Here is a 16975-nt window from a genome sequence, read left to right on the forward strand (position 1 = left end):
GGAGGCCCGGTGCCGGTCCACGAGACCGGCACCGGGCCTCCAGTGCGTTGCGGGCTGAACGGGCGCGCCCAGCGTCGTCCGCCGAGCGGTCACGACTCCCCGCTCACGTCCGCCGGCTGGTCGCGAACCGTCGCCCGCCGGGCCGCCAGCCGACACTTCGTGACCAGCCGGCGGCACACCCGCGGCAGGTCGCGCGCCCCCGGAACGCGACACCGACACGCCTGACCGCAGACCACCCAGCGGTCACGACTCCCCGCTCGCGTCCGCCGAGGGCGCACGGACCGTCCCTGCGCGCGCCCGCAACCGACACTTCGTGACCAGCCGGCGATGCGCGCGCTGCAGGTCGCGCCCCCGGAACGCGACGCCAACACGCCCGACCGCCCACCACCGAGCGGTCATGACTCCCCGCTCGCGTCCGCCGAGGTCGCACGAACCGTCGCCCGCCGGGCCGCCGACCGACACTTCGTGACCAGCCGGCGGCACACCCGCGGCACGTCGCGCACCCGGCCGCCAGCCGACACTTCGTGACCAGCCGGCGATGCGCGCGCTGCAGGTCGCGCCCCCGGAACGCGACGCCAACACGCCCGACCGCCCACCACCGAGCGGTCGCGACTCCCCGCTCACGTCCGCGCGGTCGCACGAACCGTCGCCCGCCGGGCCGCCAACCGACAGTTCGTGACCAGCCGGCCATGCGCGCGCGGCATGTCGCACGACCACGGCAGCCAGCCGCCAGCCGCCAGCGCCCGAGGGCACTCGGTCAGGCGGCGGGAGCCTCGACGGTGGTGACGGCGCCGGTCTCGCCCGGGTGCTCGTAGTGCGCTCGCACCAGGATCGGACGGTGGTCGGAGATGCCCGCCGGCAGGGTCTCGACGCCGGCGATGTGCAGTCCGACGCTCGTCGCGAAGTCGAAGTGGCCCGTGAACTTTCGGTAGCGCAGGTACGTCGGCTGGTCGGACAGCGACAGTGCAAACCCGCCCTGCTCGATCTTGCGACGCAGGTTCGTCTGGAACCACGGGTAGTTGAAGTCGCCGACCATGACCGCGGGGACGTCCTTCGCGAGCTCGCGCAGGAACTGGTGCGCCGCCTCGATCTGCTTGCGGCGCAGGGAGTTCGTCGCGGTCAACGGTGAGGCGTGGAACGACGCGACGACGACCTCGGCGTCGGCCTCGGTGTCGCGCAGGTGCATCGCGATGAGTCGTTCGTGCGCGGGTGCGAGGACCCGGTCGTGCAGCGACTTCTGCAGCGAGTGGATGCTGAAGTCCTGCACCTCGAAGCGGTCGTCGCGCTTGTAGATCGCGAGCCCGAGTCGGTTGGTGCGGGTCGACGCGGCGAGCGACAGGCCGCCGATCGACGGAGCGAGGTCGTTGCTGTCGCACTCCTGCACGCACAGGACGTCGGCGTTGGATGCCTCGGCCAGTGCGGCGAGCTCGCCGTTGGCGGTGTGCTCGCGGAGGTTGTAGCTGACGACACGGAGCTGCGTGGGCTGCACGGTCTGGTCCGATGCGATCGTGCTCTGCTGCTCTGGCGCGGCCATGCTGCCTTCCTGTCCGGGTGTTCCGGTCACCCTGCCGCGGTCACCGTACTCGGGTACCGCGGACGGTTGCTGAGACTGTAACGCCTGCCGGGTTTCGTCCGTGTGACCGTGACGGAAACGGACAGCGGCGGGATCAGGCGCGGACACGGCGGACCGGACGGACGGTGTCGCCCGCTGAGCGACTCATCAGGATGCCCTCGACGCAGGCGACCACGAGCAGGGCGGCGATGACCCAGAAGGCCACCGTGTACGGTCCGTCGCCCCCGAGCCCCGAGGCCGCGCGGATGACCACCGCGGCGACGGCGACCCCGAAGCCCGCGGCGGTCTGCTGCAGGGTCGACGACAGCGTGTTCGCCGGGGTCATGTCTGCTTGCTCGACGTCGGCGAAGGCGATGGTGTTGTAGGCCGTGAAGCCGACGGAGCGGGCAGCACCGCTGACGACGAGCAGCACGGCGAGCAGCCAGAACGGGGTGTCCTCGGTCATGAACGCCATCGCGACCACGGTCAGCGCGGCGATGGCCGACGACACGATGATGACCGGGCGGTAGCCCCACCAGCGCAGGAACGGGGTCGTCATCGGCTTGATGCCGAGGTTGCCGACGAACACCCAGAGCACTGCTGACCCGGCGAGCACGGCGCTCCAGCCCCAGGCGTCCTGGAACAGCAGCGGGAGCACGAACGGCACCGCGGACACCGCCAGACGGAACAGGCTGCCGCCGGCGTGCGACACCCGGAACGTCTCGAGCCGGAACGCGTCGAGCCCCATGATCGGGTGCGGCGCCCGACGGAAGTGCCGGATCGCGAACCAGCAGCAGACGGCTCCGACGACACCGGACACGACGACGGCCAGGACCGGGATGACGTCGAGTGCGAGCAGGGACGCCATCACGACGAGCGAGCCGAGCCCGACGCAGGCGAGCAGCGACCCGAACCAGTCGAACGGCACCCGCTGCGCCGCACGCTCCTGCGGGACGAGCACCAGGGCGGCGACGAACGCGATGACGCCGAGCGGGATGTTGATGAGGAAGATCCAGTGCCACGACAGCGTCTCGACGAGCACGCCGCCGATGAACGGCGCGATGATCGGGGCGGCGAGGGCCGGCCAGGTCAGGATGGCGATGGCGGTGACGAGTTGTTCGCGCCCGGCGCTCCGGAGCACGACGAGCCGGCCGACGGGCACCATGAGCGCTCCGCCGAGGCCCTGCAGGATGCGCCACAGCGTCAGCTCCACCAGCCCGGTCGACAGCGCGCACAGTGCGGACGCGATCGTGAACAGCGCGATGGCCCCGGCGAAGACGGTCCGCGAGCCGATCCGGTCGGTGAGCCAGCCGGACACCGGGATGAACACCGCGAGGGTGACAAGGTAGGCGGTGATCGCGACACCGACCGCGGCGGAGTCGACCCCGAGGTCACGCCCCATCGCCGGCGCGGCGGTCGCCAGGATCGTGCCGTCCAGCAGCTCCATGAAGTAGGCCCCGGCCACCAGCACGGCGACCGCAGTGCTGCCCGTCCGTCGTCTGGGTGTCGTCGCCGTCGTCGTCATCGCCCATCGAGACTATGCCCGCGGACGTCCCTGCCGTCACGACGTCGCCCGTCCCCACGCGGAACCGAGCGTCGGGACGGCGCGCGGAACGGGCCACCCACCGCACTCGGCACCGGCCGTCCACCGGGCGCGAGGTGGGTTGCACGACGCAGGTCGGGCCTCCAGGGGTGGTTCGGGGCGATCCTCACGCTCGGGCCGACTACCCTGGCCGGGTGCCGACCCGACCACCCGAACGCCGAGGAACTCGCGCGTGAGCCGCACCGACAGTGCCGGCGTGCTCGCCGGACGGTGGTCCGCCGGCCGACGGCGTGCCTTCGACACCGTGACGTCGCTGCCCGCGTGGGCGGCGGTCCTGCTCGTCTGGACCGGCGGCCGGGTGCTGTCCACACTGTGGCTCGCGCTCGCGTACCCGCTCATCGGTCGTGCCCTGCCGGACAACGCGATCTGGGGCAACGAACACGGGTTCGGCGCGTTCCTGGTCGCCTGGGACGGGCAGTACTACGAGCAGATCTCGCTGCACGGCTACCCGGATGCCCTGCCCCTCGACGCTGCCGGCAACGTCGCCCAGAACGCCTGGGCCTTCCTGCCGGCGTTCCCCTTCACCATCCGAGCGCTGACGGCCTCGACCGGGGTGCCCTTCGACCTCGGCGCGCCGCTGGTCGCGATCGTCGCAGGCCTGCTCGCCACCTTCTTGCTGCACCGGCTGGTGCTGGACCGGGCGGGGCACGCAGCGGCGATGTGGGCGGTCTTCTTCTTCAGCTGCGGTCCGTTGTCGTTCCTGCTGCAGGTCGGGTACGCGGAGAGCATGTTCCTCGTGCTGTCGTTCGGGGCGCTGCTCGCGCTGGAACGTCGGCGGTACGCCCTCCTGACCGCCCTCGGGGTCGCCGCGGCGTTCACCCGCCCGGGTGCCCTGGCGATCCCGCTCGTGCTCGGCGTCGTCGCGCTCGTCCGGTGGGTCCGGGCGCGGCGGGAGACCGGCCGCGTGTTCGAGGGCTTCCCGCTCCGCGAGCAGGTCGGGGTCGTCGCCGCCGGCCTGACCATGGTCGCCGCTGGACTCGCCTGGCCGGTGATCGCCTCGCACGTCACCGGGACGCCGAACGCGTACCTGGAGACGGAGATGTCCTGGTGGGTGAACTTCATCGGCCGGGTGGACTTCGTGCCGCTGACGCCGTGGTTCCTCATCGCGGGCCGCTGGCTCGGCGTGGGCGGGATCCTGATCGTCGTGTTCCTGCTCGTCTCGTACCCGATCTGGCTGCTCCGGAAGTCGACGCGCCGGCTCGGGCCCACGACGGTGCTGTACTCGGCCGGGTACGCGCTGTACGTGTTCGCGGTGTCGTTGCCGATGGCCTCGACCCCGCGGCTGCTCATGCCGCTCGCGCCGCTGTTCGGGTCGCCCGAGCTGGTCGCGAAGCCCTGGATGCGGTGGACGCTCGTGTCTGCAGCGTTGGCGGGGCAGCCGGTGCTGGTCGCGGTGCTCTGGTTGCTCGGCCCGCCGTGAGCAGCTGACGCGCAGACCGGGCTGGTCTCCGCGCGACGCCGTCGTCTCGTCGCGGCAGGACGCCGTCGTCTCGTCACGACGCCGGCGCCTCGTCTCGTCACGACGCCGGCGTCTCGTCACGACGCCGGCGTCTCGTCGCGGCAAGACGCCGTCGTCTCGTCACGACGCCGTCAGGTGCGCAGGACGCCCCCGAATCCGGCGGCGTCATGCGCGCGAGGCGGCGCCACAGCAACACGACGGCGTCAGCGCACCAAGCCGGCGCCACAGCACCGCCCCGCACCGGGCCGGCCCCACCACGCCGTCAGAGCCTCAGAGCTCGAGCGTCCCGTGGTCGCCCGTGTCCGGCTGGCTCTGCTTGCCGAGTGCCGCCTTGAACATCTGCACCAGGCTTCCGACAGGCCCGGTGTCCTGGGTCCAGTACTCGACCGAGACCCCCTCGACCGTCAGGAGCCGGATCGTCGGGTCCTGACGCCCCTCCGGGAACCACGCTTCGGCGAACGGAGACCACAGCTCGTCGACGACCGAGTCGTCCTGGGTCACGGTCGCGGTCCCGGCGATGGACAGGTACCCGCCCTGCGACTCGATCGAGACGTTGACGTGCGGGTTCCGCGCGATGTCCTCGACCTTCTCGCTGCCGTCCTGCACCAGGAACCGCAGGGTCCCGTGGAACGTCTTGTCCTGCACCGCGAGGGGCCTGGCGTGCAGGTTCCCGTCCTCGCTCACCGTGGTGAGCAGTGCCGTGTGGGCGCCGTGGACGATGTCCGAGATGGCGGCGCGCTGCTCCGTCTGTGTGTCGGTCATGGTGCTCCTTTGCGTCATGCGCCCCGATCCGCCCGACGTGCGACCGTCGGTTCACGGGGCCGTACCGTTCCGACCAGTGTGCCCCTCCGGCGCTGGACGCGTCAGCCCCGCGCGTCGAGGTGGTCCGGTTGAGGTCGGCCTGGAGGCCCGGCGCACCTCCGCCTCGCCGCCCCCGCCCCGGCAGATCCCGGCCGTCGGGCCGCACATGCGTGTGCAGGATGCGACACCACACGCGTCGATCGACAGGTGGAACGTCGTTGCATGCACACGCACCGGATGCGTGTGCATCAAGCGATCGGACACGAGTCGTTCGACACGTGCATCGTCGGAACATGCACACGCACGGAACCGACTCCCGGCCGGCCGGGCTCAGACGGGTTCGCGGATGGTGGTCTCGACGTCGACGACCTGCGGGATCTTCGGCATCGAGGCGAAGCCGAACGCCACGGGCGGGTCGAGCGGCGCAAGGTCCCCCAGGGACTCCCCCGCCCAGGTGCCGCGCACACCGGTGACGTCGTGCGCCCCGGTCACGCCGTAGTACTCGCGGCGGCCGTTGCCCGCCGAGCCCGCGGTGCCGGAGCCCGGCGCGAGCAGGCGCGCCACGGGGTCGATCGCAGCGAGCCAGCGCGGGTCTCGGGCGATCGGCTTCGGCACGATGCGCAGGATCCGGCCGAGCGGCGAGATCCCGCCGACGTCGATCGAGGCCTCCAGCGCACCGGCGCTCAGCTCCAGGCCGCGGGCGGTGCGGCGGGCGTGGACGTCCACGACCGAGACCGTGTCGAAGCGGTAGGTGCCGGAGACGTACGCGGCGACGATCTCGTCCGGGGCGAGCAGCACGCTGGTGCCGTCGGGGAGCTCGAGGAACACGTCCGTGAACGGCCCGAACGGTGAGCGGTCCCACATGCCGACGACGATGCGGACGCCCGAGGTCGTGCCGACGCCCATGATCCGCCCGCGGAACCGGCGCTCGACGACGGAGTCGGAGGCGTGACCAGGAACGGGACCGGAGGCGTGGTCGGGGTGTGACGACATGCCCTGGACCGTACCCGCGGCCCCCGTGAGCCGATCTCGGTGGCCGCCCCGGACCTCCCGGCCGTTGCCCGCGCGCCGCGCTGCCCGCCGGAACCGAACGCACGACACCGGTGCTCACGCTCCGAACACCCGCGAAGGGTGGTGCGGAGTGCGAACACCGGTGTTTTGCGGACCCGGACCGGGACCGGTCGCTAGGCGACGGGGACGGGCTGCGCCAGCAGCTCGCGGACGCGGGGCGCGACCTCGGAGCCGTAGAGCTCGATCGACCGCATCATGTCGGCGTGCGGCAGGCGACCCGTCGCGTACCGCATGTCGAAGCGCGAGGCGCCGAGGATCCGCATGTTGCGTGCGACCTTGCGGGCGACGGTCTCCGGCGAGCCGACGTAGAGCGACCCGCCGGCCGACAGGCTCGCACGGTACCCGGCGACGTCGAGGGGCGGCCAGCCGCGCTCCCGGCCGAGCTGGTCGGTGACGGCCTTGTGGTACGGCCAGTACCGCTCGGCGGCCTCTTCGTCGGTGGCCGCCACGAAGCCCGGCGAGTGCATCGCGATGGGCTGCTGCGGCAGGTCGAGCTGCGCGAGGGCCTGGCGGTACAGGCGCGAGAAGGGGGCGAACTGTGCCGGCTGCCCGCCGATGATGGCGAGGAAGAGCGGCATCCCGTAGGACGCGGCACGGATGACCGACTGCGGGGACCCGCCGACACCGATCCAGGTCGGGATGGCGCCGTGCTCGAGCTTCGGGAAGACGTCCTGGTCGACCAGGCCCGCGCGCTTGGTGCCGGACCAGGTGACGGCGTCGCCGCCGCGCAGGGCCGCCCAGAGCTGGAGCTTCTCCTCGAACAGGACCTCGTAGTCGCTCAGCTCGTAGCCGAACAGGGGGAACGACTCGGTGAAGGAGCCGCGGCCCAGGATGACCTCGGCGCGGCCGTTCGACAGCGCGTCCACGGTGGCGAAGCGCTCGTAGACACGGACGGGGTCGTCGGAGGACAGCACCGTGACCGCCGAGCCGATGCGGATGCGCTCGGTGCGGGCGGCGATGGCGGCGAGGACGACCTCGGGGGCACTCACGACGAAGTCGGCGCGGTGGTGCTCCCCGACGCCGATGAAGTCGACGCCGACCTGGTCGGCGAGGACGGCCTGGTCGACGACGTCGCGGATGCTCTGCGCGTCGGACTGCAGGCTGCCGTCGGCACGTTCGGTGACGTCGCCGAAGGTGTCGAGGCCGAGCTGCAGGGGCCCGACCCGATCGGGTGCGGGCGGCGGGACGTCCGACGGACGGTCGGTGCCGAATGCGTTGCTCATGGTGTCCTCCTGATCGCATTTCCATGCGTTTGCATCAATGTAGCACGATGCGCCCCAGCGCGCACGGGGTGGGCGACCGGTCCGGCACAGGCCCGGCCGGGGTCGGCCAGCCCGGACGAGTACGGTCACCCGCATGCCGAACCTCCCCGACCAGACCGGACGCCGCATCGTCGTCACCGGATCCAACAGCGGCACCGGACGAGAGGCCGCCCTGCGCCTCGCCGGAGCCGGCGCCAGCGTCGTGCTCGCCGTCCGCAGCACCGAGAAGGGCGAGTCCGCCGCCTCCGGCATCCGCGCCGCCCACCCCGGCGCCGACGTGGAGGTCCGCGAACTCGACCTCGCCGACCTGGCCAGCGTCCGCCGCTTCGCGAGCGGCATCGTGGACGAGGAACGTCCGATCGACGTCCTGGTCAACAACGCCGGCGTGATGGCCCCGCCGGAGCGCTTCGAGACCGTCGACGGTTTCGAGCTGCAGTTCGGCACGAACTTCCTCGGCCCGTTCGCCCTGACGAACCTGCTGCTGCCGTCGCTGCTCCGCGCCGGGACAGCCCGGACCGGTGCACCCCTGGCCGAGGCACCCCGTGTCGTGACGATGTCGAGCCTCGCCGCGATCCCCGGCCGGATCCGCTTCGCCGACCTGCAGTGGGAGCGCGGCTACAACGGCTGGCGTGCCTACGCGCAGTCGAAGCTCGCCGACCTGCTCCTCGCGCTGCACCTGCACCGCCTGACGGTCGAGGCCGACGTGCCCCTGGTCAGCACCGCCGCCCACCCCGGCTACACCCGGACGAACCTGCAGGCCGCCGGGCGCTCGCTCGGTCGGTCGAAGCCGGTGCGGTCGAGCAACCGCGCGCTGCCCTTCACCCAGGCCGTCGAGCAGGGCACCGAACCGCTGCTCTACGCTGCGGTCGGCCCGAACGCCGTGGGTGGCGCGTACTACGGGCCCTCCGGTCCGTTCGGCATGACCGGTCCGACCACCACCGTGTCGATCCCGGGCTCTGCGCGGAGCGCCGACCTCGCCCGCTCGCTCTGGGCGGTCGCCGAGGACCTCACGGGGACGCGCCCGCCGCTCTAGCCGAGACGCCGGCGTCTCGCCAGGACGCCTCCAGCTCCACGAGACGCCGCCGAATCCGGAGGCGTCTCGTGGACCTGGCGGCGCCTGACAGGCACACCGGCGTCTCGCGCGCTCGAGAACGCAGGGACAGGCGGACGGGAGGCCCGTGGTCGCGCCACCACGGGCCTCCCGTCCGGTGGTGGGGAGCGCACGCTGCACGCCGGCGTCATCCCGAGACGCCCCGGAACGCACGAGACGCCGCCGTTTTCGGCGGCGTCTCGCGCACCTGGCGGCGTCGGACGGGCACACCGGCGTCTCGCGACGGGCGCGGGGCGCAGCCGGGAGGCCCGGGTCGGGTCCGGCGCGCCGAGCGCGTCAGGCGCGGTGCAGCTCCACCGACCCGTCCAGCCGACCGGGTTCGGTCAGCCGGGCGTGCTGCAGGACGGTGCGGCCCGGCGCGATCGCCGCCGCGACGATCGACAGGGTCGTCATGTGCCCCTCGGCCTCGTGCACGTCGCGGAGGATCGCGTCGGGGTGGTCGCTCGGCAGCGCTGCGGACTCCGCCAGCACGCCGAACCAACCACCCCACCCGTCCCCGGCGTCGGCACCGGCGTCCACGGTGCGGAGTTCGTCGAAGGGGCCGAGCACCGGCGGGCCGGTCGGCGCGTCGACCGAGCGGAAGGCCTCGAGCCACCGACCGATGCGCGGTGCCGCGGGGTCGTCCGCCGCACCGTGGGTGACCATGTGGACGCCGGGACCGAGCTCGGTGGTGCGGACCCGATCGCCGTCCCAGGTCAGCACCGAGGCGCCCTCGGCCGTGGCGCGCACCAGGTTGAAGGCCCGGGTGGTCGGCAGCGTGCCGTCGTGTCCGGGCAGCAGGTCGTCGGCGACGGCGTCCACCGGCACCACCCCGCGGGTCGTCCACGTCCCGTCGGCGCTCGCGACGGGTTCGGCGCGGTTGAGCACCACGGCCAGTCCGGCACGGTCGGACGCAGCGAGCCAGGCTCCACCGGCGGAACGGTCACGGACACCGCGGACCTCGGGGTCGCGGTCCGGCCACCACGCGGCGGGCGGGTCCCACGGGCGTTCGGGCGACTCGTCCCGCAGGGCCAGGACGGTGACGGGCCACGCGGACCCGGGGTCGACGCGGACGACGACGGTGCACATGCCGTCGATCCTCGCACGTGGCCCCGGTAGCGTGAGCCAGGTGAACGCAGCAGCAGAGCGCGCCCTGACCGTCATCGTGGGGATCACCGGGGGCATCGCCGCCTACAAGGCCGTGGGGGTCGTCCGCGACCTGGTCAAGCGTGGCCACGACGTGCACGTCGTCCCGACCGAGGGCGCACTGCGCTTCGTCGGTCTGCCCACGCTCGAGGCCCTCAGCCGCAACCCCGTCACCACGAGCGTGTGGGACGACGTCGCCGAGGTGCGCCACGTCGCGCTCGGTCGCCGGGCGGACCTGGTCGTCATCGCCCCCGCCACCGCGGACTCGCTGGCCCGGATGGCGCACGGCCTGGCGAGCGACCTGCTCGGTACGACGCTGCTCGCGACCGAGGCACCCGTCGTCGTCGCCCCCGCGATGCACCCGCAGATGTGGGAGCACCCCGCGACCCGGGCGAACGTCGCCACGCTGCGTGACCGCGGCGTCCACCTGGTCGGACCGGTCGTCGGCGCGCTCACCGGCGACGACGCGGGCATCGGACGGATGGCGGAGCCCGAGGACATCGTCGTCGCGGCACTCGCGGTGCTCGACGAGCACCCCGCCCCGGCCGGCCGCCGCGGTGGGGGGACCAGCATGGGCGCGGGAACCGGGGCCCGCGGTGAACAGGGGGACCTGGCCGGTGTCCGCGTCGTCGTCAGCGCCGGCGGCACCCGCGAGCCCTTCGACCCGGTGCGGTTCGTCGGCAACCGCTCCAGCGGCCGCCAGGGCATCGCGATCGCCGCCGACGCCGTCCGTCGTGGCGCGTCCGTGACCCTCGTCGCCGCGAACGTGGACGGCTCGCTGACCGCCGGACTGGACGCGACCGTGGTGCCCGTGGGGTCCGCGCTCGAACTCGCCGACGCCGTGCACGCGGCCGCCGCCGAGGCCGACGTCGTCGTGATGACCGCAGCGGTCGCCGACTACCGACCGGCCGAGGTGCACTCCGAGAAGCTCAAGAAGGACGCGCAGGGCGAGCGCATGACGCTCGAGCTGGTGCGGAACCCGGACGTGCTCGCCGACCTCGTCGCAGCACGGCGGACCGGGCAGGTCATCGTCGGGTTCGCCGCCGAGACCGAACCCGACCGCGACGCCCGGGTCGAACTCGGGCGCGCCAAGATCGGCCGGAAGCCCGCGGACCTGCTCGTCGTGAACCACGTCGGCTGGTCGGCCGGCTTCGAACGCGAGGAGAACGCGATCGAGGTCCTGGTCCCCGGTGGCCAGGTCGTCCGCGAGACCTCCGGCACGAAGGCCGAGGTGGCGACGGCGGTCCTCGACCTCGTCGCGACCGCACTGACGTGAACGCGCACTGCCGTGCGTGCGCACTGAACTGAGCCGCGCCTCCGGCTGCTTCCGAGGACGAGCGGGCACGATGGGCACATGCGACGACGTGAGCGGATCCGACGTGCCAACCGCACTGCCACCATCCTGGCAGTGGCCCTCGGCGGGGCGGGTGCCATGCACTTCCTGCGCCCCACCCACTTCGACCGGATCGTGCCGGAGGCCCTGCCGCCGCGGCTGACCACGCTGGCCTCCGGCGTGGCCGAGCTCGGGATCGCCGCGGGGCTCGCGTTCCCCGCGACCCGCCGCGCTTCGGGCTGGGCTGCGGCGGCACTGTTCGCGGCGGTGTTCCCGGCGAATTTGAAGATGGCGAACGACCTGCTCGAGCACCCCACCTCGAGCCGGGCGATGCGGCTGGTCGGGGTCCTGCGGCTCCCCCTGCAGCTGCCACTGGTCCTCTGGAGCATCCGGGTCGGTCGGCACGCGCCGAAGCCGTGACCCAGCCGTCGTGGACCCGCGCGGCGGTGCCGTTGCTGCACCGCCCGGTCACCCAGCACGCGTGGGAGGACATCGTCTTCGCGCACTGGCGGCACGACCCGGCGTCGCTGCGGCGGCTCGTGCCGCGTGGCACCCGCCCGGACGTCGTCGACGGCAGCGCCTGGGTGGGACTGTCGGCGTACGTGTTCCGTGAGACCCGGGTCCCGCCGTTCCCGTCCGCCGGGCGGCTCGGCACCATGACCGAGGTCACAATCGAGGTCCTGACGGTCGACGACCAGGGGCGGCGCGGGGTGACCTACCGCACGGTCGACACCGCGAACGTGCCCGCCATCGTGGCGGCGCACGCGCTGCTCGGCGTGCCGTACACGTTCGCGCACGCACGCTCCCGGCGCCGGGGTGACGCGATCGCGCACCGCTCCGTCCGGCACCCGACCCGCGCACTGCACCCGGTGCGGTGGGCGCGGTCGCTCCGGCAGGAACGCCCGACGGGGGCGGCCAAGCCGAAGCACGCGGCGTCGGTGCGGGTGACCGTGGGCGAGGTCGTCGACACGCCGCTGGCCGCGGAGCTCACGACCCGGGCCGGGATCCACGCGCGGTACCTGGCGCAGACGTTGTTCTGGCAGCGGCAGCACCCGGTGCTCACCACCCGTGCGGCCACGCTCGACCGGCTCGAGGGCGACCTGCCCGACGCGGTCGGGATGCCCGGGCTGTTCGACCGGGCGCCGGACTCCCTGCTCGTGGTCGACGGCACGACGGTCCGGTACGGCTGGGGCGGGGTCGTCCGGTGACCGACGACCCGTTCGACCTCGACCGCTTCGTCCGCGCCCAGCAGGGGGTGCACGACGTCGCACTCGACGAACTCCGCCGCGGCCGCAAGTCGTCGAGGTGAAGCTCCGGTCGTCGATGACGCTCTTCGCCCGGATCGCCGCCGACCCGGGCCCGTTCGTCGACGTGCTGGAGCGCTTGTACGACGCTGCCGAGGACCCGGCCACGATCCGCCTGCTCGTCGATCGAGGACCCGCCCGAACCGGCACCTGACACCCCGGTACTGACACGCGCTGAACCGATCGCAACGCCGTTGTCATATCAGGTACGGTGATGCGAGCACGTGCGATGTCGACCGTGCCCGTTCGCCCGGCGCCCCGACGCCGCCACCCCCGAAGGAGAACGCATGCCGGTCCCCCGCAGCGCCCCGACCGAGCACCAGCTGCTCCGTGACACCGTCCGCCACAAGATCCACGACGCGATCATGGACGGCACCCTGCTCCCCGGGGAACGACTGAACGACGACGAGCTCATCTCGTGGCTCGGCGTCTCCCGCACGCCCATCCGCGAGGCCCTGAGCCAGCTGTCCCGCGCCGGCCTGATCGAGATGGCCCCGAACCGGTACACCCGCGTCACGACGCCGGACCCCGCCGAGGTCATCGAGGCGATGCAGACCCTCGGCGTGCTGTTCGGCGGTGTGGTCCGGCTCGCGGTCCCGCGCCTCGGCACGGCGAGCCGGAAGAAGATCCTGGCCCAGCTCGACAAGACGATCACCGAGCTCGAGGCGCACGAGGTCGCCGCCGTCAACCACGACGCCCTCGACGTCTTCGCCCTGTACGTCGCCGAGTGCGGCAACGAGAACCTGCAGCGCGTCTGCCGCGACACGATGGACGGCCTGGCGTTCCGGTTGCGGCTGCCGAACCTCGACGAACTGGTCGACTGGGACCGGATGACCGAGGACTTCCGACGCCTGCGCGCGGCCACCGAGTCGGGCGACAACGTCGCGGCCGAGCTCGCGACCGAGGCGATCCACCAGCTGCCGGGCGAGAAGCGCTGAGTCCACCTGTACCCGCGTTCAGGAACCGCCCGTCTCGCCGACGCGAGGCGGGCGCTCGGCGCTCCACGGGCCTCCCGGCCGGAGCGCCGGCCACGCGCCCGGCGCTCCCAGTCCCGGGGCCGCACGGACCGATAGCATCGCTGGCGACCACCTGAACCAGGCACCCGGAGCAGCACATGAACCCCCGCCCGACGGACCGTACCGAGGTCGCCGCACGCCTGGCCGCAGCGGTCGGTCGGATCAACCGACGGGCCCGCACCGACTCGGCCTCGCTCGGGTACGGCATCGTCTCCGCGCTCGCGTCGATCCAGCGACACGGACCCCTGCGCCCCGGCGACCTGTCGCGGATCGAGGTGGTCACGAAGCCCACGATGACCCGCATCCTGACCGAACTCGAGCAGCGCGGGTTCATCCAGCGCGAAGCCGACCCGCGCGACGGTCGGGCGTTCATGGTCACGGCGACGCCGGAGGGCATCGAGGCGGTCGAGCAGGCCCGCGCGAACCGCACCGGGATCGTGGCCGAGCTCATCGCCGAGCTCGACGAACCGGACGTCGAGGCGATCGCCGGAGCCCTGGCCGCACTCGAGCGTGTGGCCCAGGGCGAGCACGCCCAGGAACCTCACACCTTCTAGCCTCGCGCAGGACCGTTACCGAACCGTTACCAAGCGGTGGACGGACCGTTCTGCCAGCGTTCCTGGACGCGCTGCCCAGTCGGACCGGTCACAGTGACCGCTCCGCCTGACCGCGGCCACCCCACGGCCGCGTACCCGGCGGACGGACGGGCCCCACACCACCGTCCGGTCCTCACCGGCTCGAGGACTCCTCCGTCGTCGCCGACGGTGTCACCGACACCGCCAGCATCCGGCACGCCCGCACGACCCGTTGTGCGAGCAGGAGTCCGTCCCCACCGAGCCGCCGACCTGCGGAACCGATGCGACACACCCCTGAGCTCCCCACCCCCACCGCCTCGACCCGACGTGAGGCGCTGAACACCCCCAGCCGCCGGATGCGCCGTGCCCTGCGACACCGGGCGACGATGATCGCCGGCGGCGCCGCGGTCCTCGCCGTCGCCGGTGGCGCGTTGACCGTCGGCACGCAGCCCGCGATCGGCGAAGCCCTCGGCATGCCGACCGGCACCCCGAGTGCCTCGGCGACCGCCCAGCCCGCGCTGCACGGCACCGCACTCGACCGCGCCCAGGCCGCCGCCACGATCACCACGGCGAAGACCGTCATGCAGACCGCGAACGCCAAGGTCGACACCTCGTCGCTCGAGCAGCGGGTCGACGCCCTGAGCGACTACCCGGAACTGTCCGGTGCGGCGCTGACGAACCGGATCTCGACGACCGTCGCGTCCGCCACGCACGTCGCCGAGGCGAGTGCGACGCAGGACAAGCGGGACGTCGACGCGAAGGCAGCCGCCGCCGCGAAGGCCGCCGCCGACCGGCAGGCCGCCGCCGAGGCAGCCGAGGCCGCCCGGAAGCTCGCCGCCGGCAACACCGTCGCGGGGGCCAAGGCCACGGCGACCTCGCTCGCGTCGTCCGAGTACGGCTGGGGCGCCGACCAGTTCCAGTGCCTGGACAACCTGTGGACCAAGGAGTCCGGCTGGAACTACCAGGCCGTCAACGCCAACGGCGGTGCCACCGGCATCCCGCAGGCGCTCCCCGGATCGAAGATGGCCACGGTCGGATCGGACTGGCGCACCAACGCCACCACCCAGATCACGTGGGGTCTGCGGTACATCAGCTCGGCGTACGGCACCCCGTGCGCGGCGTGGGCGCACTCGCAGGCGAGCAACTTCTACTGATCGGCGCGGGTCGCGACGGCGACCAGCAGACGAACGGGAGGCCCGTGGCGGCTCCGCCACGGGCCTCCCGTTCGTCGTGTGGTCGCGGTCAGCCCACCCGCGCGACGCGCACGTCGACGCGGCTGAGCGCCAGGTCGTGGGCCGCGGCGGTCGCCAGGGCGACGTCGTGGACGGCGCGGGCGACCTCCGGGGCCGGGCGGAAGCCGTCGGTGCCGATGACGACGCGCAGGACCCCTTCGTCATCGACGACGATCCTGAGCGGGCCGGCGTTCGTGGCGATGCTCCGGACCGCCTGCACGGCGCTCGCGACCAGCGGGCGGGAGCGGTAGAGGTCGGTGACCCCGGAGACCTCGGTCACCGCGGTCTCGATCGCCGCGAGGGCCTCGTCGGTGGTCGTCATCGTGCCTCCTCCGGGTCGGTGCCGGTCGCGTCGTCGTGCTCCGGCAGCAGATCGCGGACGACCACGTCGATCGCCTCGACGAGCAGGTCGGTCTGCTCCGCCAGCGCCTCGCCCACCGCGGTCCGGACCAGGTCGGCGGCCGTCGGGATGGACAGGCCCGGGGCGATCGCGATCTCGACCACCACGCGCACCGGTGACGCGAGCTCGGTGACGTCGCCCTCCAGCTGACAGCGGGCGACGAGCACGCCGGTGACGGCGTCGCCGGTCCGCCGGATGAGGGAACGGATGGCGCCCTCGGTCATCACCGGGCGCTCCGTCTCGGACAGAGGGCGGAGCGGCACGTCGCGGCCGGATCGGGCCTCGATCGAGATGTTCGCCAGGACGCCACTGATCCACGACTCGTCGGCCGGGGCCTCCTCACGCGCTGCCACCTCGAGTGATCGGAGCGACGCGTGACGGACCCGGATGATCGCCGCGAGGGCGTTCTGGCACGCGGGTGAGTCGTCGATGCTCGGGTCGGCCGGCTGCATCCCCGCGTCGAGGTAGTCGGTGAGCTCGTCGATCGAGTGACCGTCGAGGTCGCCGGGCTCCAGGGCGTCGAGCGCCTCGGAGCTGTCGGGCAGGTCCGGACGGATGCCGTCGTGGTCGGTCATCGCCATCCCTCCATGAGTCGGATCATGTTCTTCCTCGCTCGGGACAGCAGTCCCCGGACCGTCGATGGTGGCAGGTCGAGTTCGGCGGCGATCTCCTCGTACCGGTACTCGAGCACCTCCTTCATGATCCAGCACCGTCGTTGGGCTTCGGGCAGTTCGGCCAGTGCACGTTCCACCGCGTCCTCGCGGGAACGCGCTTCAGCGACCCGGTCAGGTGCGTCGTCCGCGGGTGCGGCGACCTCGAGCTCGGTGACGTCGTCGTGGATGCGACGCGCACGGATGCGGTCGAGGCACTTCCGGCTGAGGATGCGCATCAACCACGACTTCACGCGGGCGAGGTCGTCGAGGGAGTCGAGGCGGTCCCACGCGGTGATGAAGGTCTCCTGCACGACGTCGTCGAGTTCGTCGGTGGAACCGAGGGTCCGACGGGCGTAGGCACGGAGCAGCGGGGTGTGGCGACGGATCAGGACCTCGAAGGCCCGGACGTCGCCGTCGGACGACCGGCCGGCGAGGACCGCGTCGTCGAGCTCGGCGAGGGACTGGTGGTGCACGCGTTCCT

General features: G+C 72.8%; 19 protein-coding genes. 10 read left to right on the top strand and 9 right to left on the bottom strand.

The window, feature by feature from the left end; genetic code table 11:
• Nucleotides 1-757: 757 nt before the first annotated feature.
• Together ITJ50_RS01855 and ITJ50_RS01860 are read right to left on the bottom strand one after the other, a co-directional pair.
• Nucleotides 758-1534, bottom strand: coding sequence for an endonuclease/exonuclease/phosphatase family protein (locus ITJ50_RS01855; protein WP_194589801.1), 777 nt, complete (start codon nt 1532-1534; stop codon nt 758-760).
• A 133-nt stretch (nt 1535-1667) separates the two neighbouring features.
• Nucleotides 1668-3077, bottom strand: coding sequence for an MFS transporter (locus tag ITJ50_RS01860; RefSeq protein ID WP_017888522.1), 1410 nt, complete (start codon nt 3075-3077; stop codon nt 1668-1670).
• A 250-nt stretch (nt 3078-3327) separates the two neighbouring features.
• Here ITJ50_RS01860 and ITJ50_RS01865 point away from each other — a divergent pair, with 250 nt between their 5' ends.
• A complete protein-coding gene (locus ITJ50_RS01865) occupies nt 3328-4575 on the top strand; it encodes a mannosyltransferase family protein (RefSeq protein ID WP_194589802.1) in 1248 nt (415 codons plus the stop codon).
• A gap of 309 nt (nt 4576-4884) precedes the next feature.
• Here the strand turns inward: ITJ50_RS01865 and ITJ50_RS01870 are convergent, their stop codons facing one another.
• From ITJ50_RS01870 to ITJ50_RS01880, 3 genes are all read right to left on the bottom strand, one after another.
• Entirely contained in the window at nt 4885-5376 is a 492-nt protein-coding gene (locus ITJ50_RS01870) for a pyridoxamine 5'-phosphate oxidase family protein (RefSeq protein WP_017888520.1), read from the bottom strand.
• A 369-nt stretch (nt 5377-5745) separates the two neighbouring features.
• Nucleotides 5746-6408 (bottom strand): hypothetical protein, encoded by a 663-nt coding sequence (locus ITJ50_RS01875; RefSeq protein WP_017888519.1) that lies wholly within the window; start codon nt 6406-6408, stop codon nt 5746-5748.
• A 191-nt stretch (nt 6409-6599) separates the two neighbouring features.
• Nucleotides 6600-7709 (bottom strand): LLM class flavin-dependent oxidoreductase, encoded by a 1110-nt coding sequence (locus tag ITJ50_RS01880; RefSeq protein ID WP_017888518.1) that lies wholly within the window; start codon nt 7707-7709, stop codon nt 6600-6602.
• Nucleotides 7710-7842: 133 nt separating this feature from the next.
• Here ITJ50_RS01880 and ITJ50_RS01885 point away from each other — a divergent pair, with 133 nt between their 5' ends.
• Nucleotides 7843-8781, top strand: a complete 939-nt coding sequence (locus tag ITJ50_RS01885; protein ID WP_017888517.1) for an SDR family oxidoreductase — start codon at nt 7843-7845, stop codon at nt 8779-8781.
• Between the two features lie 354 nt (nt 8782-9135).
• On the opposite strand, the gene ITJ50_RS01890 is transcribed toward ITJ50_RS01885, so the two are convergent.
• Entirely contained in the window at nt 9136-9927 is a 792-nt protein-coding gene (locus tag ITJ50_RS01890) for an NRDE family protein (RefSeq protein WP_194589803.1), read from the bottom strand.
• 64 nt (nt 9928-9991) lie between these two features.
• On the opposite strand from ITJ50_RS01890, the gene ITJ50_RS01895 reads away from it, so the two are divergent.
• From ITJ50_RS01895 to ITJ50_RS01925, 8 genes are all read left to right on the top strand, one after another.
• Complete coding sequence (locus ITJ50_RS01895; protein WP_194590083.1) at nt 9992-11260, top strand: bifunctional phosphopantothenoylcysteine decarboxylase/phosphopantothenate synthase; 1269 nt, start codon at nt 9992-9994, stop codon at nt 11258-11260.
• 78 nt (nt 11261-11338) lie between these two features.
• A complete protein-coding gene (locus tag ITJ50_RS01900) occupies nt 11339-11737 on the top strand; it encodes a hypothetical protein (RefSeq protein WP_017888514.1) in 399 nt (132 codons plus the stop codon).
• Nucleotides 11734-12525: a YqjF family protein gene (locus ITJ50_RS01905; protein WP_052481703.1), complete on the top strand. Its 792-nt coding sequence runs from the start codon at nt 11734-11736 to the stop codon at nt 12523-12525. The genes ITJ50_RS01900 and ITJ50_RS01905 overlap by 4 nt, the downstream gene beginning before the upstream one ends.
• Nucleotides 12522-12626 carry a DUF1810 family protein gene (locus ITJ50_RS17235; protein ID WP_017888512.1) on the top strand — a complete coding sequence of 35 codons (105 nt, stop codon included), beginning with the start codon at nt 12522-12524 and terminating at the stop codon, nt 12624-12626. The genes ITJ50_RS01905 and ITJ50_RS17235 overlap by 4 nt, the downstream gene beginning before the upstream one ends.
• Nucleotides 12627-12640: 14 nt before the next feature.
• On the top strand, nt 12641-12775 hold the full coding sequence (locus tag ITJ50_RS17240) for a hypothetical protein (RefSeq protein ID WP_214518795.1): 135 nt from the start codon (nt 12641-12643) through the stop codon (nt 12773-12775).
• A 133-nt stretch (nt 12776-12908) separates the two neighbouring features.
• Nucleotides 12909-13559 (top strand): GntR family transcriptional regulator, encoded by a 651-nt coding sequence (locus ITJ50_RS01915; protein ID WP_017888510.1) that lies wholly within the window; start codon nt 12909-12911, stop codon nt 13557-13559.
• A gap of 176 nt (nt 13560-13735) precedes the next feature.
• Nucleotides 13736-14191 carry a MarR family winged helix-turn-helix transcriptional regulator gene (locus ITJ50_RS01920; protein WP_017888509.1) on the top strand — a complete coding sequence of 152 codons (456 nt, stop codon included), beginning with the start codon at nt 13736-13738 and terminating at the stop codon, nt 14189-14191.
• A 299-nt stretch (nt 14192-14490) separates the two neighbouring features.
• Nucleotides 14491-15363, top strand: coding sequence for a hypothetical protein (locus tag ITJ50_RS01925; RefSeq protein ID WP_139179821.1), 873 nt, complete (start codon nt 14491-14493; stop codon nt 15361-15363).
• 88 nt (nt 15364-15451) lie between these two features.
• Here ITJ50_RS01925 and ITJ50_RS01930 read toward each other — a convergent pair whose 3' ends face one another.
• The 3 genes from ITJ50_RS01930 to ITJ50_RS01940 are packed head-to-tail and all read right to left on the bottom strand — an operon-like array spanning nt 15452 to nt 16967.
• Complete coding sequence (locus ITJ50_RS01930; protein WP_017888507.1) at nt 15452-15763, bottom strand: hypothetical protein; 312 nt, start codon at nt 15761-15763, stop codon at nt 15452-15454.
• Complete coding sequence (locus tag ITJ50_RS01935; protein ID WP_139179820.1) at nt 15760-16416, bottom strand: hypothetical protein; 657 nt, start codon at nt 16414-16416, stop codon at nt 15760-15762. The genes ITJ50_RS01930 and ITJ50_RS01935 overlap by 4 nt, the downstream gene beginning before the upstream one ends.
• Nucleotides 16413-16967 carry an RNA polymerase sigma factor gene (locus ITJ50_RS01940; protein ID WP_017888505.1) on the bottom strand — a complete coding sequence of 185 codons (555 nt, stop codon included), beginning with the start codon at nt 16965-16967 and terminating at the stop codon, nt 16413-16415. The genes ITJ50_RS01935 and ITJ50_RS01940 overlap by 4 nt, the downstream gene beginning before the upstream one ends.
• Between the last annotated feature and the right edge of the window lie 8 nt (nt 16968-16975).

Source organism: Curtobacterium sp. VKM Ac-2889 (assembly GCF_015350855.1).
Classification (GTDB): Bacteria; Actinomycetota; Actinomycetes; order Actinomycetales; family Microbacteriaceae; genus Curtobacterium; species Curtobacterium poinsettiae.